Source organism: Roseomonas sp. CAU 1739, assembly GCF_039839775.1.
Classification (GTDB): Bacteria; Pseudomonadota; Alphaproteobacteria; order Acetobacterales; family Acetobacteraceae; genus Neoroseomonas.
Genome location: NZ_JBDOQQ010000024.1, coordinates 23,116 through 45,023 on the forward strand (window position 1 = coordinate 23,116; position 21,908 = coordinate 45,023).

The 21,908-nt window shown below is 70.4% G+C and carries 19 protein-coding genes; 14 read left to right on the top strand and 5 right to left on the bottom strand.

All coding sequences use genetic code 11. The features are described from left to right. The first annotated feature begins 70 nt into the window (after positions 1-70). Positions 71-1,582 (top strand): aldehyde dehydrogenase family protein, encoded by a 1,512-nt coding sequence (locus AAFN86_RS26585; RefSeq protein WP_347546640.1) that lies wholly within the window; start codon positions 71-73, stop codon positions 1,580-1,582. A gap of 265 nt (positions 1,583-1,847) precedes the next feature. Next, positions 1,848-2,345: a surface-adhesin E family protein gene (locus AAFN86_RS26590; protein ID WP_347546641.1), complete on the top strand. Its 498-nt coding sequence runs from the start codon at positions 1,848-1,850 to the stop codon at positions 2,343-2,345. A gap of 102 nt (positions 2,346-2,447) precedes the next feature. Here AAFN86_RS26590 and AAFN86_RS26595 read toward each other — a convergent pair whose 3' ends face one another. After that, on the bottom strand, positions 2,448-5,999 hold the full coding sequence (locus tag AAFN86_RS26595; RefSeq protein ID WP_347546642.1) for a tetratricopeptide repeat protein: 3,552 nt from the start codon (positions 5,997-5,999) through the stop codon (positions 2,448-2,450). Between the two features lie 144 nt (positions 6,000-6,143). On the opposite strand from AAFN86_RS26595, the gene AAFN86_RS26600 reads away from it, so the two are divergent. Together AAFN86_RS26600 and AAFN86_RS26605 are read left to right on the top strand one after the other, a co-directional pair. Continuing rightward, the gene (locus tag AAFN86_RS26600; RefSeq protein ID WP_347546643.1) at positions 6,144-8,537 is read left to right on the top strand and encodes a penicillin acylase family protein; all 2,394 of its coding nucleotides are present in this window, start codon (positions 6,144-6,146) and stop codon (positions 8,535-8,537) included. A gap of 169 nt (positions 8,538-8,706) precedes the next feature. Continuing rightward, entirely contained in the window at positions 8,707-9,480 is a 774-nt protein-coding gene (locus tag AAFN86_RS26605; RefSeq protein ID WP_347546644.1) for an arginyltransferase, read from the top strand. Between the two features lie 105 nt (positions 9,481-9,585). Here AAFN86_RS26605 and AAFN86_RS26610 read toward each other — a convergent pair whose 3' ends face one another. Further along, positions 9,586-11,193 carry a GMC family oxidoreductase N-terminal domain-containing protein gene (locus AAFN86_RS26610; protein ID WP_347546645.1) on the bottom strand — a complete coding sequence of 536 codons (1,608 nt, stop codon included), beginning with the start codon at positions 11,191-11,193 and terminating at the stop codon, positions 9,586-9,588. Between the two features lie 79 nt (positions 11,194-11,272). Further along, positions 11,273-12,235 (bottom strand): MBL fold metallo-hydrolase, encoded by a 963-nt coding sequence (locus AAFN86_RS26615; RefSeq protein ID WP_347546646.1) that lies wholly within the window; start codon positions 12,233-12,235, stop codon positions 11,273-11,275. A 118-nt stretch (positions 12,236-12,353) separates the two neighbouring features. Here AAFN86_RS26615 and AAFN86_RS26620 point away from each other — a divergent pair, with 118 nt between their 5' ends. Genes AAFN86_RS26620 through AAFN86_RS26640 form a run of 5 tightly spaced genes read left to right on the top strand, consistent with a single transcriptional unit; the run spans position 12,354 to position 15,456 of the window. Then, positions 12,354-13,394 (top strand): uroporphyrinogen decarboxylase family protein, encoded by a 1,041-nt coding sequence (locus tag AAFN86_RS26620; RefSeq protein WP_347546647.1) that lies wholly within the window; start codon positions 12,354-12,356, stop codon positions 13,392-13,394. Next, complete coding sequence (locus AAFN86_RS26625) at positions 13,394-14,251, top strand: amidohydrolase family protein (protein ID WP_347546669.1); 858 nt, start codon at positions 13,394-13,396, stop codon at positions 14,249-14,251. Before AAFN86_RS26620 ends, AAFN86_RS26625 begins: the two co-directional genes overlap by 1 nt. A gap of 27 nt (positions 14,252-14,278) precedes the next feature. Further along, entirely contained in the window at positions 14,279-14,605 is a 327-nt protein-coding gene (locus AAFN86_RS26630; protein WP_347546648.1) for a hypothetical protein, read from the top strand. Between the two features lie 46 nt (positions 14,606-14,651). Then, positions 14,652-14,996, top strand: a complete 345-nt coding sequence (locus tag AAFN86_RS26635) for a hypothetical protein (RefSeq protein WP_347546649.1) — start codon at positions 14,652-14,654, stop codon at positions 14,994-14,996. A gap of 16 nt (positions 14,997-15,012) precedes the next feature. Then, entirely contained in the window at positions 15,013-15,456 is a 444-nt protein-coding gene (locus AAFN86_RS26640) for a hypothetical protein (RefSeq protein WP_347546650.1), read from the top strand. Between the two features lie 77 nt (positions 15,457-15,533). On the opposite strand, the gene AAFN86_RS26645 is transcribed toward AAFN86_RS26640, so the two are convergent. Together AAFN86_RS26645 and AAFN86_RS26650 are read right to left on the bottom strand one after the other, a co-directional pair. After that, positions 15,534-15,995 carry a hypothetical protein gene (locus AAFN86_RS26645; RefSeq protein ID WP_347546651.1) on the bottom strand — a complete coding sequence of 154 codons (462 nt, stop codon included), beginning with the start codon at positions 15,993-15,995 and terminating at the stop codon, positions 15,534-15,536. A gap of 50 nt (positions 15,996-16,045) precedes the next feature. Then, a complete protein-coding gene (locus tag AAFN86_RS26650; RefSeq protein ID WP_347546652.1) occupies positions 16,046-16,546 on the bottom strand; it encodes a hypothetical protein in 501 nt (166 codons plus the stop codon). Positions 16,547-16,804: 258 nt separating this feature from the next. On the opposite strand from AAFN86_RS26650, the gene AAFN86_RS26655 reads away from it, so the two are divergent. From AAFN86_RS26655 to ntrB, 5 genes are all read left to right on the top strand, one after another. Next, positions 16,805-17,779: a helix-turn-helix domain-containing protein gene (locus AAFN86_RS26655; RefSeq protein ID WP_347546653.1), complete on the top strand. Its 975-nt coding sequence runs from the start codon at positions 16,805-16,807 to the stop codon at positions 17,777-17,779. A 54-nt stretch (positions 17,780-17,833) separates the two neighbouring features. Then, positions 17,834-18,403, top strand: coding sequence for an ANTAR domain-containing protein (locus AAFN86_RS26660; protein WP_347546654.1), 570 nt, complete (start codon positions 17,834-17,836; stop codon positions 18,401-18,403). A gap of 234 nt (positions 18,404-18,637) precedes the next feature. Then, a complete protein-coding gene (locus tag AAFN86_RS26665; protein ID WP_347546655.1) occupies positions 18,638-19,750 on the top strand; it encodes a CmpA/NrtA family ABC transporter substrate-binding protein in 1,113 nt (370 codons plus the stop codon). Further along, a complete protein-coding gene (locus AAFN86_RS26670; protein ID WP_347546656.1) occupies positions 19,747-21,021 on the top strand; it encodes a CmpA/NrtA family ABC transporter substrate-binding protein in 1,275 nt (424 codons plus the stop codon). The genes AAFN86_RS26665 and AAFN86_RS26670 overlap by 4 nt, the downstream gene beginning before the upstream one ends. Then, on the top strand, positions 21,021-21,902 hold the full coding sequence (gene ntrB, locus AAFN86_RS26675) for a nitrate ABC transporter permease (protein WP_347546657.1): 882 nt from the start codon (positions 21,021-21,023) through the stop codon (positions 21,900-21,902). The genes AAFN86_RS26670 and ntrB overlap by 1 nt, the downstream gene beginning before the upstream one ends. Positions 21,903-21,908: the final 6 nt, after the last annotated feature.

The following is a 21,908-nucleotide window of genomic DNA, read 5'->3' on the forward strand; positions in this document are numbered from 1 at the left end:
GGCCGCGGTTCCCTCCGGCCCCGCCCGGGTCTATTCCTGCCCGCCGAAGCAAGACCTCGAGGAGCGCCCCATGCTCGACCGCCCGCACCCCACCCCCGCCGCCCCATCCGCCGACCCCTTCGCCCTCGCCAAGGCGCTGTCCGGCGTCCATTTCATCGGCGGGGCCTATGTCCCGGCGCGCTCGGGCAAGACCTTCGCCGTGGTGAACCCGGCGACCGGTGCCGAAGTCGCCCGCGCGGCCGAGGGCGATGCGGTGGATGTCGACGCCGCCGTGCAGAACGCAGCCAAGGCGCAGAAGGAATGGGCCAAGGTCCCGGCGCGCAAGCGCGGTGCCCTCGTGCATCAATGCGCGCAACTGCTGAAGGAACACGTCGATGAGCTCGGCCGGCTGATCGCGCTCGAGACCGGCAAGGCGCTGCGCACCGAATCCCGCGTCGAGGCCGGCGTCGTCGCCGATGTCTTCGAATTCTTCGGCGGCCTCGGTTCCGAACTTAAGGGTGAATCCGTGCCCTTCGACCCGAAGGTGCTGTCGGTGACGGTGCGCGAGCCGCTTGGCGTGGTGGGTGCCATCATCCCGTGGAACGTGCCGATGCTGCTGATGGCGCTGAAGGTCGCGCCCGCACTGGTGGCCGGCAACGCCGTGGTGGTGAAGTCGGCCGAGGAAGCGCCGCTCGCCGTGCTGCGCATCTGCGAGATCATGAACCGCATCCTGCCGCCCGGCGTGTTCAACATGGTCTCGGGCTTCGGCCCGGACTGCGGCGCGCCGCTCGTTGAGCACAAGCTGGTGCGCAAGGTGACGTTCACGGGTTCGGTCGAGACTGGCAAGATCGTCGCGCGCGCGGCGGCCGAGAAGCTGATCCCGGTCACGCTGGAACTCGGCGGCAAGTCGCCGATGATCGTCTTCGCGGATTGCGACTTCGACAAGACGGTGTCGGGCGCGCTGACCTCCATGCGCTTCACGCGCCAGGGCCAGTCCTGCACGGCCGCTTCGCGCATCTACGTCGAGCGTCCGATCTTCGACCGCTTCGTCAAGGCGATGACCGATGCGGTGAACGGCATGGTCATGGGCGATCCGCTCGACGAGAAGACCGACATCGGCACGATCGTCAGCGAAGGCCAGTTGGAGAAGGTGAAAGGCTTCATCGCCGAGGGCACCGCGACGCCGGGTGCGACCGCGCATGTCTGTTCCGCCATGCCGATCGACCCGGCGCTGAGGAAGGGGCTGTTCATCCAGCCGGTCATCTTCACGGGGCTTACGGGCGACAGCCGCCTGGTGCGCGAGGAAATCTTCGGACCGGTCACGGTCATCCAGGCCTTCGACACGCCCGAGGCGGTGCTCGCCGAGGCGAATGACAGCGAATACGGCCTCGCCGCGTCGCTGTGGACGAACAACCTCAAGGTCGGGCTGGACCTGGCGCATCGGCTCGAGGCCGGGCTGGTGCAGATCAACCAGAACCTCGTGGTGCAGGCGAACCTGTCCTATGGTGGGGTGAAGTCGAGTGGCCTTGGCAAGGAAGCCTCGCTCGAGGCGATGCTGGAGCATTTCACGCACAAGAAGACCATCATGGTGAACATGGCCTGAGGAGCGTCACCGCCCTGCACGCGGCACTGCGCGCAACGTTGCCGCAGGCCGCCGCCGACGCGATCGCCGCCGATTCGGGCCGCCGCACCGTGGCCCACCTCCTCGCCAACCGCATCCCCGCTGCGGCGCGGGTCAGCGAGGTCGCCTGCGAAGCCATGGGCAGCCCTTCCTGCCGGTTCGAGATACGCTGGCCCGGCTCGACGACCCAAGGTCGATCCCGCCGGCGGGATGGACGCCGCCCCCGCGGGGCGGCACCATCCGCGCCATGACCAACCGCATCGCGCCACCCGCCGCCGCGGCCCTCATCGCAACCGCGCGACGCCGCCGGGGATGGGTGGTGGCACTGCTGCTCGCCGTGGCCGCCTGCGCGGCCGAGCCGCCGCCGCCGCCGGCGGAAGCCCCGCCACCGCCCCCGCCGGTGGGATGGCGCGCCATCCCCTCGCTCAGCACATCGGGCGACATCGCTGGCGGCTATGTGCAGGAACGCGGCCTGGTCACCATCGGTGCGGTGCGCCGTGCCTGGATCCTGCTCAACCTGCGCGAGTCGATCCCGATTCCGGAAACCGGCGGCCGCGCGCAATCCGTGCGCTTCGTCGGCGAATACCGGTGTGCGCAACGCGAATGGCGCCCGCTGGAAGGGGCCTGGTTCGCGCGACCGAATGCGCAGGACCCGGTGCATGCCGAACGCCCACGCGGCGGCTTCCGGCCGGCACCGGCCGGCACGCTGGGCGGATCGTTCCTCGACGCCGCCTGCGGGCTGTAGTCCACGGCGGCACGCCTCCGTAGGCAGCGCCGCCACCCCGGTCGCGTGGCCGTTGATCCGCCCTTGCCGGCGGCAGCAACGCCCGGCTGCGCAGACAAGGCCTTACCCGTCATACTCCCCGAACAGCCGGTAACGCAGGTTGCGCAACGCCTGGGTATCGGCCCCGGCCGCGGCGGCGCGGCGATAGGCCTCCAGCGCCGGTTTCACCCGCTTGCACAGCCGCTCCGCATCCGACAGACCGACCCAGGCGGCAGGCAGGTCCGGCGCCACCTCGCAGACCCTCGCGAACAGCCGCGCCGCGTCGTTGTAGCGCCCATCATCCAGCAGCAACTGGCCCAGGCGCAGCTCGGCTTCGATATGGCCGGGCGCCGCATCCACCGCCACCAGCAGCAATTGCATCGCTTCGCGCCGTCGCCCTTGCCGCAGCCAGGCATCGGCCATGGCCAGGCTCACCACCGGGGACCCGGCCTCCTCGTCGATCGCCTCGGCAAGCGCATCGCGCGCCTCCTCGGACTCACCGCGATTCAATAGTAGGTGGCCCAGTATGCCGCGCAGCTCGCGCGCCTCCGGCCTGGCGGCGAGGCCGCGCCGGGCCGCCGCCTCCGCCTCGGCCGGACGCCCCGCGGCTTCAAGCGCCTCGGCGAACCCGACCCAAGCCTCGCGCGGCGGATTGTCCATCTCCGTCGCGCGTCCGAAGGCCTCGGCGGCGGCACCGGGGTCGTGTTCCTCCATCAGCAGGCGGCCGAGCCGGACAGCGACATGCACCGAGCCGGCCGCGGTCTCCAGGGTTGAACGCGCCAGGCGGATCGCATCGCCGCGCCGCTCCTGCCAGCGCAGCACGTCCATCAACACCAGGGGACCGGCATCGATGGCCGGCGCGAGCTCGATGGCGCGCCGTGCCTCGCGCTCGGCCATCGCGCCTTCCTCCAGCGCAAGCAGGAAGACCGCATGGCGCATGGCGATCACCGCATCGCCCGGGTGCAGCGCAGCCGCCTGGGCCGCCGCGTCGCGCCCTTCGGCATGGCGTTGCAGCATGCCCAGCGCATCGGTCAGGCCGTACCACGCCTGCACGTCCTGCGGCATGGCGCGCGTCAGCTCGCTGAAGCAGGCGATCGCCGCATCCTTGTCGCCGGTGCCAAGCAGGATGCGGCCGCGCCGGAGCGCCAGCCCGAGGTGGCGCGGGTACCGGCGCAAGCCATCGGCCACCACATGCATCGCCGCCGCGGCATGCTCGGCGCCGGCGAGCCGGTCGATGACGGCCAGCCAGTCCGCCTCAGGCGCCGGGCCGGCGCCCAGCACCTCCAGCAGCGTCGCGAGGTGCGGTCCGGTCGCCGCCGCTTCCCCCGATGGCACAGGCCCGGCGAGCACCAGGCCAAGCCGCGCATCAAGGTGGTCCGGCTGGACCCTTGCGGCCGCCAAGAAGGCGGCCTCGGCATCCGGCAGGCGCTTCGCCCGCAAATGTATCTCGCCGCGCAGCGCCAGCGTATCGGCGTCGCACGGCAGGGCGGCGACGGCGGCCTCGGCCTCGGCCAGCGCCGGCGCGCCAGGGTCCGATTGCAGCAGCAGCCGCACCAGCGAGGCATTCAGCCGCCGGTGGCGCAGCCCGGCGCGCAGCGCGTCGAGCAGGGTCGCCACGCCCTCCTGCGTCCGGCCCAGCACGTTCAGGCAGCGCGCCAGATTCAGGCGCGGTTCGAGGGCCCCGGGCTCGGCCGCGATCCAGCTTCGACAGACCGCCGCCTCGGCGCCATGCTTGCGCTGCAGCCGCAGGGCGCGGGCCTGGACGGAGAAGCGGCGGGCGACCTCCGCCTTCGGCGCCGCGACGGGCTTGGGTGGCAACGCACCGGCCGGCTTGCGCAGCGCCGCCGCCCAGCGAGGATGGCCCCGCGCATCCAGCGCCGCCGCCACCGTCGCGCGCAGTGTGGGAGAGGCAAGCCTCGCCGCCCGCACGATGGATACGGCGCGGTCCCCATCGCCCCGCAGCGCTGCCTGCAGCAGAGCCACGAGCCGACCCGAATCGCCGAGGATCGACGCCAGCGCCTGCCCGCCCCGGCGGATCGGCACCGCGCGCACCCGGTACATCGCGGCCAGCCGGCGCGCCTGCGCACCGTCCTGCCGCATCAGGGGATCGTAGACTACGATCGGCAGCAGGCTGAGGTCGGCAGGCCGCACCGCCATGCCCGCATTGCGCTGCGGATCGAAGCGGCGTTGCGCGCGCACGTCGTCCGGCATGTCCGCCGGGTCGATGGAATAGACGGGGGACAACGCGACGGCCGCCTCGGCGGCAAGCGCCCTGCCGAATTTCAGCGCCGCGTAGCCCCCCATGCCAAGGCCGTAGGCCACGCGCGGCCCCGGCGGCATGGCTGCCAGGGCCAGCGGCAGCAGAGTCGCCATCTCGCCTCCCGGATACCAGCTCTGCTCATGCGCGGCGAAGGCGATGGTGTTCCAACCGAGCCGAGCCGCCAGCCGCTGCGACCACCAATTGCCCGGCCCGGCGGGTTCCGCCGCAACCGGCGTGAAGATCACCAAGGTGCCCGGCCCCTGGCCCGGCCAGTGCCAAAGCCGGATGCTCCGGGTTTCCCCCAGCAGGCGTGGCGGCTCGCGTTCCACCGGCGCCGCCGCGGAGGTGGCATCGGCCTCCGGCTGTGCCGGGCGGGCGGCGGCTTCGGCCTCCTGCACCGCAGCCTGCAGACGTTCATCGGAGATGCCCGCCGCGATGGATGCGCGCGCTGCCTCGGCCGCCTCCGCAGGCCGGCCCAGCGCCATCAACCGCTCCACCAGGCGCAGGCGCGGCTCGAAATCCCGCGGCATCGCGGCCTGCCACGCACGCAGGGCGGCGATCTCCTGTATCGGGTCGCCAAGACGGGCGAAGGCGCGTGCCCGCGCCTCGACGGCACGGGCCGCATTGATCGGACCGGCCTCGGCACGGCGCTGTGCCTCGGCGGCCCAGCGCGGATGGCCATGCGCCTCGAGCAGCGCCGCGGCGGCGACCAGGACCGTCGGTGCTTCGCGCCGCGCCGCCCGGACGCCGGCGACCGCTTCGTCATGCCGGCCCGCGAGCAGCGCCTCCGCCACGGGCACCAGGCGCCCGGTTTCGGAGAAGATCGCCGCCGTCGCGTGGCCGGCCAGCCGCAGCCGGACCGGGCGGATGCCGGGCAGCCGCGCGATGGCGGCGGCGTGGCGGTCGTCCGCGGATGATTCCGGGTCCCACATCAGCAGCGCGCCGTCCGGATAGTCGCCGGGCGTGATGCGCATGTCGCGATGCAGGGCGGGATCGAAATAGGTCATCCCGCGTTCGCCCGTGGTGCCATCGGCCGGGTCGATCGAATACTGCGCCGACAGCGCCAGCACGCCGCGCGCACCCAGCGCCGAGGCGTATTTCAGCGCCGCATAGCCGCCCATGCTGAACCCGTAGGCAACGATGGCAGGCTTCGCCGCGGCGCGGATCGCGGGCAGCAGCGCCGCCATGGTGTCGCGCGGATACCAGTCATAGGCGGTCGTGCTGACGCCGATCAGGTCGAGCCCTTCGCGCCGGCCCAGCGCCGATCCCCACCAGCGATCGCCGTCGAAGGGCGGCTGCCGGGGCCCGAAGACAACCAGGGTCCAATCGGTGGATCCCGGCCGGTGATGGACACGGATGCTGCCGGTCTCGTGCAAGAGGCGGGCGCTCAGGGACGTCATCATGACGCTGGGGTTAGAGCAGATCGTCGCCGGGTGGAATCACCCCGCCTCATCAACTTCGGAGTGCGGCAGCGGGGACCCGGCCTTCCGTTCGACGCCCGGCGCACCCATTGTGCCGACATGTCCCTGATCCTGCGCTGGTCGGGCCGCGCGGTAGCGGGGCTCCTCCTCCTCGCCCTCATAGCCGTGGTGCTGCTGGTCGGCGCCGTCTGGTGGACGCTGCCGTCCCGCGACGAACGGCTCGTGCTGCCCGGCCTGACGGCGCCGGTCGACGTCGCCTTCGACGGCTACGGCATTCCCCACGTCACCGCCGTCACCGAGACGGATGCCTGGACTGCGCTGGGTTGGCTGCATGCGCGCGACCGCATGTTCCAGATGGAGGCGATGCGCCGTGGCGCCGCCGGGCGACTGGCCGAGATCACCGGCGCGCCGGCCCTGCGGTTGGATCGCTACATGCGCATCCTGGGCCTGGTGTCGCGCGCCGAGGCCGACCTCGCCGCCCTGCCGCCGGAGGCGCGGCGGGGACTCGAAGCCTATGCCGCCGGGGTGAATGCCTGGATCGCCCGGCGCGGCCGCTTCGCCGGACCCGAATTCGTCCTGCTCGGCGCCCCCGAACCGTGGCGGCCGGTCGACAGCCTACTGTGGGGCAAGGTGATGGGGCTGTGGCTGTCGGGGAACTGGCGGACCGAATTGGACCGTGCGCGGCTCGGCGCCATCCTGCCGCCCGACCGGCTCGAGGACCTGTGGCCGATCGACACCACCCCCGGCCGGCCGGACGAACCGCTGCGCCCGAATGGAGCGGCGGCGCGCCCCGCGGCCGACACGGCGCCGACGACGGCACCACGGCTGGCCGGCCTCGATGGCCTGATCGGGCGGCTGCCGGTCTTCCCGCTGGACGCGCCGCTGCCCGAGATCGCATCCAACGCATGGACCGTCACCGGGCCGCGCGCGGCCGGTGGCGCACCCTTGCTCGCGAGCGACCCGCATCTGGGCTATTCGGCGCCGATCCTGTGGTACCTCGCGCGCATCGAATTGCCTGGCGGGCGCGTGCTTGCCGGCGCCACGGCGCCCGGCGTGCCCGGCATAGTGATCGGCCGGAACGATCGCCTCGCCTGGGGCTTCACCACCACCCATTCGGACACCCAGGACGTCTTCGTCGAACGCCTGGCCGGTGCGGATGCCTACCAGACCCCGGACGGCCCCCGGCCCTTCGCGGCGCGTCAGGAGGTGATCCGGGTGCGCTGGGGCGATCCGGTGACGATGACGGTGCGGGAGACGCGGCACGGGCCCGTGATCTCGGACCTCGATGCCCCGCAGGGGCGCGGCGACGGCACCGTGCTCGCTATCGCCATGGCGAACCTGGCGCCGCGCGACACTGCGGCCGCCGGGCTGCTTGCCCTCAACGCCGCGGGCACCATCGGGGCTGCGCGGGACGCGGCGCGGCTGATCAGCAGCCCCGCGCAGAACCTGATGGTCGCCGATGCCGAGGGCGGCATCGCACTGTTCCTGACCGGACGCGTGCCGGTCCGCCGCTCCGGCGACGGCAGCCTGCCGGCGGCGGGATGGGATGGGCGGGCGGATTGGGACGGCTTCATCCCGTTCGACGCGCTGCCCCATGTCGAGAATCCGGCTAGCAACCTGCTGGCGAATGCCAACAACCGCATCGCCCCGGCCGGCCAAGCGGCTTTCCTTGGCCGCGACTGGTTCGGCGATTGGCGGTTCCGCCGGATCGGCGAGATGCTGGCCGCCCGCCCCCGTCTGGAAGCCGCGGATTTCTCGGCCATGCAGGGCGATACCGTGTCCCTGTTCGCGCGCGACCTGCTGCCGGCGATCCTCGCCGCACCACGCCCTGACGGTGCCGGCGGGGCGGCCTTCGACCTGCTCGCTGCCTGGGGCGGAGAGATGGAGGGCCCACGGCCGCAACCGCTCATCTTCCATGCGATGATCGGCCGTTTCGCCCAGGCCGTGCTGGCGCACGGCGGCGTGCCGGAGGATGCCCGGCGCACCAGCCCCGAATTCCTCCGCCGGCTGCTGACCGTGCCCGAGCGCGGCCGCGACTGGTGCGGCGAGGCCGGCTGCGGCCCGCTGCTGTCGGAGGCGTTGACCCGCGCGGTCAGGGACCTCGCACCGATCCATGGGCCGGACCCATCCAACTGGCGCTGGGCCGCGGCGCACCAGGCACGCTTCGAGCACCCGCTGTTTCGCTTCATCCCCGGCCTGGACAGCCTGACAAGGGTCGCCACGCCGTCGGCCGGCGATGGGGAGACGGTCAATCGCGGCGGGCTGCGCGCCGAGCAGGACGGGCTGTTCGGTAATATCCACGGGGCGGGCTTTCGCGGCGTCTTCGACCTGGCGGACCCGGCCGGCGCCTGGGTGGTGATCGCCACCGGCCAATCCGGCCATCCGATGAGCCGCCATTGGTCCGACTTGCTGCCGGCCTGGCGCGACGGAGCCCTGCTGCGCCTGGGGCCGATCCGGGGGGAGCCGGAAGGCCGGCTGCGGCTGCTGCCGTGATGCGCCCTGGTGGTTGATTCCAGGCGCTGGCGCGCCGACACTATCGTCTGATTCCAGAGCCCGCCGCGGTGGCGGCTCCGGTTTCAGGCCAGTTGCGCGTGGCCTGCTTTTCCACTCCGTTCGTGGCCGAGGCGGCGAACTTCGCGGGCAGGACACCAGGGACCCATCGATGCATCAGCGTTCTGCCCGCCGACCGCAGTTCTTCTACACCACCGCGCCGCTCCCCTGCCCCTATCTGGCGGGGCGGACCGAACGCAAGGTCGTCACGGAACTGTCCGGCACGGATGCCGAGACGCTGCACGACCGCCTGTCGCGCGCCGGCTTCCGGCGCAGCCACAACATCGCCTATTCGCCGGTCTGCCCGGGCTGCCAGGCCTGCATCCCGATCCGCATCGACGCGGCAGCCTTCGAACCCGACAAGACGCAGCGGCGCGTAGCCCGCTCCAATGGCGACATCGTGTCGGCCGAGATGCCGCCGCGCGCCACGGCGGAACAATTCGCGCTGTTCAACCGGTACCAGAAGGCCCGTCACGCCGATGGCGACATGGCGGCGATGGGCTTCTACGACTACCGCGCCATGGTCGAGGACACGCCGATCAGCACCAGCGTCGTGGAACTGCGCGACGAGACCGACAGGCTGCTCGGCGCCTGCCTGACCGACCGGCTGTCGGACGGGCTGTCGGCCGTCTATTCCTTCTATGAACCGGGCGAGGATAAGCGCTCGATCGGCACCTACATCGTGCTGTGGCTGGTCGAGCGCGCGCGGGCGCTGCGCCTGCCCTACGTCTATCTCGGCTATTGGGTGCCGGAGAGCCGGAAGATGGCCTACAAGGCCCGCTTCCGGCCGAGCGAGGTGCTGATGGGCGGCACCTGGCGAGTGCTGACGGAGGCGGTGCTGCCGACCCCGGTCAGCGCGGGCATGACGACCAGCGCCGACGTCTAGAACAGATCCCAATCAGGTTGACTCACCTGGTCGGTTGAAGATGCCCGAAAAAACAAAAGGCTAGAGTCGCTGCCGTGAGCCAAGGCGAACGAGAGCGGCTCCGGTTCAGGCGGCGCGCCGCACCATCTCCGCCGCCCGCTCCGCCAGCATCAGCACCGCTGGATGGATGTTCGACGACGGCACCAGCGGGAACACCGAGGCATCCACCACCCGCAGCCCGGTCACGCCGCGCACCCGCAATTCCGGATCCACCACCGAACGATCATCCGATCCCATCCGGTTCGTGCCGCAGGGGTGATAGACCGTCGCGCCATTGGCGCGGATGTAGTCCAGCACCTGGTCGTCGGTCTGCGTCCCGGCGCCCGGGAATTCCTCGCTGTCGATCAGCCCGGCGAAGGGTTCGGTCTCGGCGATGCGCCGACCGAGCCGGTGGCTTTCCAACATGATGCGGATGTCCGACGGCGCGGTGAGGTAGTTCGGGCGGATCACCGGCTTGATCTCCGCATTGGGCGCGCGGAGGGTCAGCTCGCCCCGGCTGTCCGGGCGGCAGACACAGTAGTTGAAGGTGAAGCCGGGATGCTTGGCGAGTGAGCTGGCACCACGCGACTGGTCGCCCAGGCTGAAATTGACGAACTGGAACTGCACTTCCGGCTCCTCGGAGCCCGGCAGCACGCGGGCGAACAGACTCGCCTCCGAGGCCCCCACCGCCATCTGGTTCTTCCGGCGCAGGAACCAGCCGAGGCCAAGGCCTGCCGCGCGAACCGGATTCGCCATGATCTCGTTCAGCGTGCCGCAGGGTTTGGTGCGGAAGGCGTAGCGGACCATGAAATGGTCCTGCAGGTTCTTACCCACCTCCGGCGCATGGGCGGTGACCGGGATTCCCATGCCCTGCAGCGCCGCGCCGTCGCCGATGCCCGACAGCATCAGCAACTTCGGGCTTTCGATCGCACCGGCGCAGACGATGACTTCGCGGCGGGCCAGCCAGGTCTCCTCGCCATCCGGGCCGCGAACCACGACGCCGATGGCGCGGCCGTCGCGGAACAGGATGCGCTGGCCGACGCGCTCGACCTCCACATGCAGGTTCGGCCGATGCAGCGCGGGCTTGAGGTAGGCGGTCGCCGGCGACCAGCGCCAACCCCGATGCACGTTCAGCTGGTTGGGCGCTACGCCCTCGAACCAGTCGGCGTTGTTGTCCGCGTTGCGCTCGAAGCCAAGCCGCGTGCACGCCTCGACGAAGGCTCGGCAGCCCTCCGATGGCTCCGGCACTTCGCCGACCTGGACGGGGCCATCCTTGCCGCGGAATTCGCTGTCCGGCCCGGCGAAGGTCTCCATCTTGCGGAAGGCCGGCAGGCAATCGTCATAGGACCAGCCGCGCGCGCCCGATTGCGACCAGCGGTCGTAGTCGCGCGGCGAACCACGCAGGAAGACAAGGCCGTTCACGCTGCCCGATCCGCCGATGACCCGCCCGCGCGGCCAGTAGAGGCTGCGTCCGCCGAGTTCCGGCTCCGCCTCGGTCTGGTAGTTCCAGTCGAATTTCCGGGTCACGTACAGCCGGGCGAAGCCCATCGGGATGTGGATCCAGGGATTGCGATCCCACGGGCCGGCTTCGAGCAGCGTGACCTGCGATGCCGGATCCTCCGACAGCCGCCCGGCCATGACGCAGCCAGCGGAGCCGCCGCCAAGGATCACGTAGTCCGCTTCCTGCACCGCCATCGTTCCATCCCCTGGGGCTTGCTTGCGGCGATGTTTGCATTGCGCGCGGGGCGGCGGAAGCCTGCCCCGCGCCAGGCTGTCAGGCGTTCCAATCGGCCGGGACGAAGCGGAAGGCATTGCCGTCCCGAGCGATGAAGCCATTGGACGGGAACGGGAAGTGATAGCCGGTGACGCGCAAGCGGTCCGTCGCGGCACGGTCGAGGACACGCCGGCGCGATGCCGCCGCCGCCTGCCCGTCGAAGTCGAATATCGAGACGTAGTCGGGCCGCCGGGCGAACAGCTCCGGCCGGTGGGTGATGTCGGCGAGCATCAGGAACTGGTCGCTGCCATCGGCGACCTGCACCACCGTGTGGCCCGGGCTGTGGCCATGGGCGGCGATGGCGCGCATGCCGGGCGCGATTTCGCCATCCGGTGCGAAGCGGCGGATGCGACCCTGATACGGTGCGAAGCGACGGGCGAAGTTCGCGAAGTTGACGCGCTGCCCCTCGGGGCTGCGCGATTCGTTCGCGGCATCGGCCCACCAGGCGTATTCGGCCTCGGACAGGGCGATCTCGGCATTGGGGAAGACAGCCGCGCCATCGGCCGTCGTCAGGCCATGGATGTGGTCCTGGTGGCAATGGGTGATGACGATCAGCCCGACGCGCGCGGGGTCGAGCCCCGCGGCCGCCATGTTCGCGCCAAGCCGGCCAGCGGTCGGCGTCATCTGCCCGCCGGTGCCGGCGTCAAACATCACCAGCTGGCGGCCGGTATCGACGAAGGTGACGTTGTAGGGACCGATGTAGTGGTCGGTCGGCAGGAAGGATTCGGCGAGCACGGCGCGCACGTCGTCGATCGGCGCATTGCGCACCAGGCCTTCGACCGCGCGACGGGCGAAGCCGTCATTGACGATGGTGACGGTGAAGCTGCCCACCCGGAACCGGTGGAAGCCTGCCGCCTGCGGCGGCGCGGCCGCGGGTTGCGCAGCGGTGACGGCCGGCAGAAGCCCGGCAGACGCGGTGGCAGCCGCGGCAAGACCGGCGGCACGGCGGGTCAGCATCGTCATTCGTATTCCTCCCTGGTTCGTTTGCTGATGAGTGTGCCACCGAACCGCACCGCGCCAAATCCCCGCCCCTGGTGGGGTGCCCTGGCCACGGCTAGCGTTCACTACGGAGGATCCGTTCATGACACACACGCTGCTGCCGACCTCGCTCGTCGGTTCCTATCCGCAACCCGATTGGCTGATTGACCGCCAGCGCCTCGCCGGGCGATTTCCGCCTCGGGTGCGGGCGCGCGAATTGTGGCGCGTGGCGCCCGAATTCCTCGACCAGGCGCAGGACGACGCGACACTGCTGGCGATCCGCGCGCAGGAGGCCGCGGGCCTCGACATCATCACCGACGGGGAGATGCGGCGCGAGAGCTACTCCAACCGCTTCGCCACCGCGCTCGACGGCGTCGACATCGACAATCCCGGCGAGGCACTCGACCGCAGCGGGCACCCGAATCCGGTACCACGCGTGGTGGGTCGCATCCGCCGCCGCCACGCGGTCGAAGCGCGCGACGTGCAGTTCCTGCGCGCCAATACCGACCGGATGATCAAGATCACCGTGCCCGGCCCCTTCACCATGGCGCAGCAGGCGCAGAACGATTTCTACGAGGACGAGGCCGAGATGGCGTTGGACTACGCCGCCGCCGTCAACGAGGAAATCCGGGACCTTTTCGCCGCCGGCGCCGACATCGTGCAGATCGACGAACCCTACCTGCAGGCACGTCCGGACAAGGCGCGCGCCTATGGCATGGAGGCCGTGAACCGCGCGCTCGATGGCATCGACGGCATGACCGCGCTGCACATCTGCTTCGGCTATGCCGCCATCATCCATGAACGGCCCAACGGCTATTCCTTCCTGCCCGAATTGTGCCGCTGCAAGGTGCGGCAGATCTCGATCGAAACGGCGCAATCCAACCTCGACACAACCGTTCTGAATCAGCTGCCGGACCAGACCATCATCCTTGGCGTGATCGACCTGCTGAACCAGGCAATCGAGACACCGGAGACAGTCGCCGCGCGCATCCGCAAGGCCTTGCCGAACATCGACCCGTCCCGCGTCATCGTCGCGCCTGATTGCGGCATGAAGTACCTGCCGCGCGCGGTCGCCGACGGGAAGATGCGCGCCATGGTGGATGGCGCGGCCATCGTGCGGCGCGAACTGGCCGGGGCCGCGTGATGCGGCCCTGCCTGCCGCCGCTCGACCGCGTGCCGGCGCCGTCCTGGCGCGCGCCGCCGCTGTCCTGCGATTGCCATTTCCACATATTCGGACCCTACGACCGTTTCCCGCTCGATCCGCGGAGACACTACGACCCGCAGGCAGCGCCCATTCCGGCCTACAGGCGTGTCGCGGACGCGCTGGGGATCGAGCGCATGGTGATCGTGCAGCCTTCGGTCTATGGCACCGACAATCGTTGCTCGCTGGATGCGGCGGCACAGTTCGGGCTCGACCGCGCACGCGTGGTCGCCGTGGTCGATCGGGACATCGATGATGCGGCGCTGCGCGCGCTGCACGCAGGCGGCACCCGCGCGCTGCGCTTCAACCTGGTCAGCGGCAATGGATCCCCGGTCGAGGCGCTGGAGACGATGGCGCGGCGCATCGCACCGCTCGGCTGGCATCTCCAGCTCTATGTCTCTGGCGACGTGCTGACCGAGATCGCGCCGCGCCTGCCGACCCTGCCGGTCGAGGTGGTGATCGACCACATGGGCGGCGTGCGCACGGAGGATGGCGTGGATGCGCCGGGCTTCCAGGCGCTGCTGCGGCTGCTGGGGAGCGGGCGGGCCTGGGTGAAGCTGTGCGGCTATCGCATTTCCTCGGCCGGGCCACCCTTCGCCGATGTCGCGCCCTTCGCCCGCGCGCTGTTCGCCACGGCGCCCGACCACTGCCTGTGGGGCACCGACTGGCCGCATCCGTCGATGTCGGCCTGGATGCCCGAGGACGGTGCGCTGTTCGACCTGCTCGGCGCCTGGGTGCCGGGGGATGCGGATCGCCGGCGCGTGCTGGTGGACAACCCGGCGCAGCTCTACGGTTTCTGACAGCGGCCGGTCCGCGGCTTGCCGGAAATGGACAAAGTTTCCCCCAAGCTCACTTTTGCGTGGAATGAGACCTCCGAACTCGGACAGGACACCGGCACGCCGGTGGATGATCGCGACGACCAGATGCCCTTCGCCTTCACCGGGCGGATCGGGCGCATCGCCCTCGATCTCGGCAACAGCGCGGTTTCGCTGGAAGTGATGACGCAGTGGATGGCGAACTCGCCCGACAAGTCCGCGATGCGGAACGGCCGGCGCCCGGCGTCGCACCCGCCAATCAACCGGCCACGCCGCTGCGACGTTGAACCCGTGTTGACGGATCGCGTCACACGATACCGGATCGATCCGGGCGGGTAGTCGGTCTAGGCTGCCCACCCTGACGCAATCCTGAGGACACGCACGCATGCGCTTTCTGGCACCAGCCCTTCTCGCGGTTGGACTCGCGACCTCCGCCGCAGCCCAGACGCCACCGGCCGTCACGGTCGAGGGCCTCGATCGTGGCCTGACCAACCTCGGCCTCATGGCAGGCCACGCGATCCAGTGCCTGCCGGACGCCGAGAAGCCGGCAGCGCAGCGCGGCGTCCTGCTGTTCAACAGCATCCTGATTGCCGAGATGGGGGCCAACGCGGCCTTCCGCTTCGCCACCGCCTTCGGCGCCGGCACCTCGCACGAAGTGGACCGGCAGTTCTGCGAGCGCAGCCTGGCCGACTGGCGCAAGCTGGTGCAGGACCACAACCTCAACCGCTGACGGAAGGGATCGGACGATGCGGAAATACCTGCTTCTGACGGCCATGGCCGGGCTGGCGGCATTGCCGGTCGGCGCCGCGCCGGTCGACGCCTCCGGCGCGCTGCGTGCCGCCACGCGCGCCACGAACCTCGGCGTGCAGAACGTCTACTGGCATGCCGGCGGCACCACCGCCTGGGGCAACCACTGGCATGCCGGCGGCACCGGCGCCTACGGCGCCCATCCCGCCTATGGCTATCATGGCTGGGGCGGTGACTATCACAGCTATTACCGCCCGCCGGTGGTGGTGGCGCCTGCCTACCACCCCGAGGGCGGCTTTGCGGCCGGGGCGATCGTCGGTGGCGTGGCCGGCGCCGCGGTGGGCGCTGCCGCGGCCTCCGCCAACCGCCCGCCGCCGGCCGCGACCACCGTCTACAATTACGGTCAGCCGCCGACGGTGGTGAACAACTACTACAACAACTGACGGCGGCCGACGCGATCGGCAGGATCCCGGTTGGGATCCGACAGACAGGGCTGCGCCGGAAAGGCATGGCCCTGTTCCTACTTGCCGGGCCAGGCCTGCTGGATCATCGCATACAGGAAGGCGGTCGACAGCCCGAGCATGATGGCGCCGTTCAAGGCCTCCAGCGCACCAAGCATCTGCCAGTGCGGATCCAGATACAGCGTGGCGTGGCCATAGGTCGTCATCGCGCTGATGGAATAGAGCATCGCCCGGTGCGCCGTCGGCATCGCCCCGGTGAGCAGGAAGGCCGCCGCCCACAGCGTCGCCTGCAGCACATGCAGCACGGTCACCAGCGATACCGTCACGCTCATCACCAGGGCGAAATGCGCCACGTCGCCGTGAATCAGCCGGCGACGCTGCCGGAAGGCCTGATGGAACATCGACCGGATCAGACCCAGGCCGAGCACATGCACCACGACCGTCAGCACGATGAGCGGCGCCCCCACCGCCCAGGATCGGCCCCAGCTGGCGAATTCGACGACCGGCTCGATGTCATTCATCCCGGATGCTCATTGCCCTTCGCACCCATCCCATGCGACGGGACGGCGCCTCACGGCATCAGCGTCACCGTCGCACCCGCGGGCGGCACGCCGAGGGCAAGGCCCGGTGGCGCCGAGCGCAGTTCGATCAGCACCAGATTATCGTTGCCCAGGCGCAGAGCGGCCCCGAGGTCGGAGGCCACGCCGCCGACATCCCGATAGGTCCCGGCGAAATCGCTGGTGCGCTGCAACCCGAAAACGCGCCCGGTCACCGTGGCGCGGGCGGGCGCGCCGTCCTGCACGGACAGGCCGCTGATGGTGAAGCGGAAGGTCTGCGCATTGGTCTGCAGCACCCCCCGTGCCGTTCCCGCGCCGCGCTGCAGCGTCATCCGCAGCGTCCCGTCCACCGGCGTGCCCGGTCCGATGGCGTACAGCCCGGGCGAAAGCACGGCATCGGGCGGTGGCGGCGTCTGCGGCAGATCGACGCCTGCCCCGGCACCGGCGCAGGCACCAAGCAGGAATGGCGCGAACAGCGCGAGTCGACGCGGCATGCGGGTGCGGTCGGAGTTCATGGCGGCATCCTCAATTCAGGACCGGCCGGCGGGTGGATGAATCGATCCGCCCTTGGCTCGTCCACGGGTCAGTCGGTAGAACAGCATCGTCGTGCCGGATTCGGGACCTGGCTCGTCACCAGAATACCGTTGCGGCCCGGATTGCGCACGGGGATGCGGCCAGGCCGTCACGCCGACCGCACGGCGGAATGTCCGCGAGCCGAAGGTCGCCGTCGCAGGGGTGCCCCGCCTCGACGCAACGACAGGGAGTGCGAGCCATTGGACGGGCATGATGCTCCTCCACCGGTCCAGGTGGCCTCGATTGCCGATCCCGAGATCCTCGCCACCGCGCTGCGCGACGCGCAGGTCGAATACCTGCGCCTCGCACCCGGCGCCTTCACCGCGACGCTGACAGCCATAGACCTGGGGCCAGTCCGCCTGCAGGTCGCTTCGGACCATGCGCACATCTCCCGCGGCCAGGTCGCGGCAGACCGATCCATGCTGCTGCTGGGCCTGGAGCTTGCGGCAGGATGCACGCACATGAACGGCATCCGGGTCGCCGAGCATGACGTCGTTCATCTGGGATCCGGCGCCGCGCTCTTCGCACGCGTCCTCGCACCCGTACGCTGGGCGGCCTTCAGTTTCCGTGCCGATGCCCTGCAGGCCGACATCCCCGACAATGCCCTACCGGCCCGGGAGGAATTCCTGCTCCGACGGCGTGACGGCGCACATCAGCGGCTCGCCGCCTTCGCGCGGGAAGCCGCTGCCCTGGCGGAAAGGGATCCGATGCGATTCGCCCTGCCGGCAGTGCGCAAGGCCATGGCGGAGGACGCATTGCGTGCCAGCGTGGCAGCGATCACCGACCCAGCCGAGTCCGATACCGCCTTCCGCGCGGTGCAGCGTCGCGTGGCACTGGTCGCCCGCGCCGAGGAACTGCTCGCCGCCCGCATGGGAGAAGCGCTGTATTCCGAGGACCTGCAGCACCTGCTCGGCGTGCCGATGCGCACGCTGCACAATGCCTTCATCGCCGTGCATGGCATGTCGGTGCATCGCTATCTGCGGTTGCGCCGGCTCCATATGGCGCGGGCCGCGCTGCGGGCGGGGCCCGGCTCGGTCTCGCATGTGAAAATGGCGGCGCTGGATCACGGATTCTGGCACCTGGGCCGCTTCGCACACGAATACCGGGGCCTGTTCGGGGAATTGCCATCCGAAACGATCGGGCGCGGACACGCCACGCTTCTCAGCGCACCGTGAGTCGGGGCATAAGCATCGAAGGGAAACAGCAGCACGGCCCGATCTGGAACGGGAGTGGCGCATCTGCGCGTTCTGCTTGTCGACACCGATGCCAACCGCGCCAGCCAGGTCCAGGCGGGGCTTGAAGCGGCCGGCTTCCAGGTGGTGGCCGTGTCCTCCGACACCGCCGACCTGATCGGGCTGGTGCGCGAAAGCCAGGCTGACATCATCGTCTGCGACCTCGACGACCCTTCGCGTGATGCGCTTGAAAGCATGCGCGTGCTGAACCGGGATGAACCACGTCCGGTGGTGGTCTTCGCCAGCCGCGGCGATGCCGACCAGATCGAGGCCGCGCTTGAGGCCGGGGTCGCCGCCTATGTGGTGGAAGGCCTCGCCCCGGCGCGCGTCCGCCCGGTCCTGGAAGTGGCGATCCGCCGCTTCCGTGCCTTCCAGGCGCTGCGCGCCGAACGCGACGAGGCCCGCGCGACGCTGGCCGACCGTGCCGTGATCGAACGGGCCAAGGGCATCCTGATGCAGCGCCGCCGCCTGTCGGAGTCCGAGGCCTATAAGCTGATGCGCCGCTGGTCGATGGATCGCGGGATGAAGATGGTGAAGCTGGCGGAGCAGATATTGCTCGAAGATTGATCGCACTGCCTGTTTTCACGTCTTTTGCGGCGTCAGTTTGCAATTCTGCCCATTCATCGCGCTGTTTTTCCCTTTTTCCCGGACCGGCGTTCGGGCAAAAGAATGGTGCGTTGCATCATTCAGCGCGTCCTCGGCCGCAATGGCGTGGCTGATGTGACCCTCTCCGGTTGACCTGGCGGTCCAACGGCGGCCCGCCCCCTGGGATGCAGCGCATCCCGCCCGGAGACGCGCGACGTGGACCGCCCGGCCCCCTCCAGCAACCGCCCCTTTCGCATCGGCTTCGTACCGTTGACCGACACTGCTCCGCTGATCGTGGCGGATGCGCTCGGCCTGTTCGCGCGGCACGGCGTGGCGGTGACGTTGTCGGCCGAGGCCGGCTGGGCGGCGTTGCGCGACAAGCTCGCCTTCGGTGCCCTGGATGCGGCGCAGATCCTCGGGCCGCTCGCCATCGCGCTCGCCGCCGGCGCGGGCGGGTTGCGCCGCCGCCTGGCCGTCACGGCGGGGCTCGCGCGCAACGGCAATACGGTCATCCTCTCCCCCGCGCTGGCCCAGGCCATCGGCCCCTTCGCGGCGCCGCTCGACCCGCACCGCTTCGCCGAGGCGCTGCACGCCCGTGCCGAGGAAGGCCTGCCCCCGCCGACCATCGCCGTGGTCTTCCCCTTTTCCTCCCACAACTATCTATTGCGGCACTGGCTGGCGGCGGGCGGGCTCGATCCCGACCACGATGTCCGGCTCGTCGTGGTGCCGCCGCCGCGCATGGCGCGCGCGCTTGCCGACGGCGCGATCGAAGGCTTCTGCGTGGGCGAACCCTGGGGCAGTCATGCCGTGGCAACCGGGGCCGGTCGCTTCGCGCTCGCCACCGCCGACATCTGGCGCGACCACCCCGAGAAGGTCTTCGCCTTCGCCGAGGGCCTCGCCGAGCGTGACGAGGACGCCGTCATCGCCGTCACCGCCGCGGTGATCGAGGCCGCGTTGTGGCTCGACGATCCGGCCAATCGCGGCGATGCCGCGCGCATCCTGCAGGAACGCGCCTTCCCCGAATTGCCGCGTTCGACCATCGCCGCCGTGCTGGAAGGCCGCGTGGCCGGCCCACCAGGCGCGGCATCGCAACCCATCGCTGCGCCGATCCGCTTCGCCGCCGCCTCCTGCCCGCAGCGGGAGGAGGCAGCCGCCTGGCTCGCGGCCATGCGCCGCTGGAACCATGCCGCGGCCGACGACGCCGAGGCGCTGGCACCCTGGTGCACTGACCTTTGGGAGCGCGCCGCGCAGCGCGTCTCTCCCCGGCCGGCGATCGGCCGCGCCGCCCCCTCTCCCCTCATCGCACCGCCACTGGAGTCCGACGCATGAGCCAGACCCCGATCCATCGCCGCACCGCCATCGCCGGGGCCGCCGCCCTGTTCGCCGCGGCGCGGGCCGCGCTGCCCCGCGGTGCCTTCGCGCAGGGGTCGACCGCGCCGGAAGTGCGCAAGGCTATGCTCGGCTACATCGCTCTGACGGACGCCGCGCCGCTGATCATCGCCAAGGAGAAGGGCTTCTTCGCCAAGCACGGCATGCCCGATGTCGAGGTCGCCAAGCAGGCCTCCTGGGGAGCGACGCGCGACAATCTGGTGCTCGGCGGGGAGCGTGGCGGCATCGACGGCGCGCATATCCTCACGCCCATGCCCTACCTGATGCACACGGGGCGAGTGACGCAGAACAGCCAACCGGTGCCGATGGCGATCCTCGCGCGGCTGAACACCAACGGCCAGGCGATCTCGGTGGCCAAGAAGCACCAGGCGCTCGGTGCGCGGCTCGACGCCTCCGCGCTGCGCCCGGCGCTGAACGGCGAGAGCAAGTTCGCCATGACCTTCCGCGGCGGCACCCATGACCTGTGGATCCGCTACTGGCTCGCTGCCGGCGGGATCGACCCGGACAAGGATGTGCAGACCATCGTCGTGCCGCCGCCGCAGATGGTCGCCAACATGCGTGTGGGCACCATGGATGCCTTCTGCGTCGGCGAACCGTGGAATGCCCAGCTGATCAACCAGAACCTCGGCTACTCGGCGCTGGTGACGGGGCAATTGTGGCAGGACCATCCAGAGAAATCCTTCGGCCTGCGTGCCAGCTTCGTGCAGCAGCATCCCCATGCGACGGAAGCGATGACCGCCGCGGCGATCGAGGCTGCGCGCTGGTGCGACACGCCGGCGAACCATGTCGAACTCGCAGCGATCCTTGGTCGCCGCGCCTGGTTCAACGTGCCGCCGACGGACATCCAGGGCCGCATCCAGGGCATCATCGACTTCGGCGACGGGCGCCGCGTGACCGACCCGAACATCGCCATGAAGTTCTGGCGCGACCATGCCTCCTACCCGTTCCGCTCGCATGACCTGTGGTTCCTGACCGAGGACATCCGCTGGGGCGTCCTGCCGGAGGACACGGACACCGCCAAGCTGATCGGCGAGGTGAACCGCGAGGACATCTGGCGCGCCGCGGCCGCGCGCGCCGGCGTGCCGAATGCGGAGCTGCCATCGGGCACGTCGCGCGGGCGCGAGACCTTCTTCGACGGCAAGGTCTTCGATCCCGAGACCCCGCGCGCCTATCTCGACAGCCTGGCCATCAAGAAGCTCGGTGCGGCGTGATGAACGCCATCGCACCGCCTGTCGCCGCCGAGGCCACGCTCTCCACCGCTTCCGCCGCGCCGCGTCGCCCGCCGACGCTGACCGACCGCATGCGTCCGCATGTCCAGCACGTGCTGGCGGTGACCATCCCGCCGGCACTGCTGATTGGTGCGCTGCTCGCATTGTGGGAATGGGCGGCGGGTGGGCCGAATGCCTCCCTGCCGCCACCCTCGCGCGTCTGGACCGATGCGCATGACCTGATCGTCGATCCCTTCTATGACCGCGGCGGGCTCGACAAGGGGCTTGGCCTGCACCTGTTCGCCAGCCTGCAGCGCGTGGCCGTCGGCTTCACGCTGTCGGCCATCGGCGGGGTGGCGCTGGGGATGCTGGTGGGCTCCTCGCGCTTCGCGATGCGCGCGCTCGATCCGCTGTTCCAGGTGCTGCGCACGGTGCCGCCGCTGGCCTGGCTGCCGCTGTCGCTCGCTGCCTTCCGCGAAGCGCAGCCGTCGGCGATCTTCGTCATCTTCATCACCGCGGTCTGGCCGATCATCATCAACACCGCGGTCGGCGTGCGCAACGTGCCGCAGGACTATCGCAACGTCGCGCGCGTCATCCGCCTGTCGCCCTTCGACTGGTTCCTGCGCATCGTCGTTCCCGCCGCAGCACCCTACATCTTCACGGGCCTGCGCATCGGCGTCGGGCTGTCCTGGCTTGCCATCATCGCGGCCGAGATGCTGATCGGCGGCGTGGGCATCGGCTTCTTCGTCTGGGACGCGTGGAACTCCTCCAACCTCTCCGACATCATCGTGGCGCTGGTCTATATCGGCGTGGTCGGCTTCGTGCTCGACCGCGTGATGGCGCTGATCGGCCGCGCGGTGACCCGCGGCACCTCCGCACAGTGAAGGGGC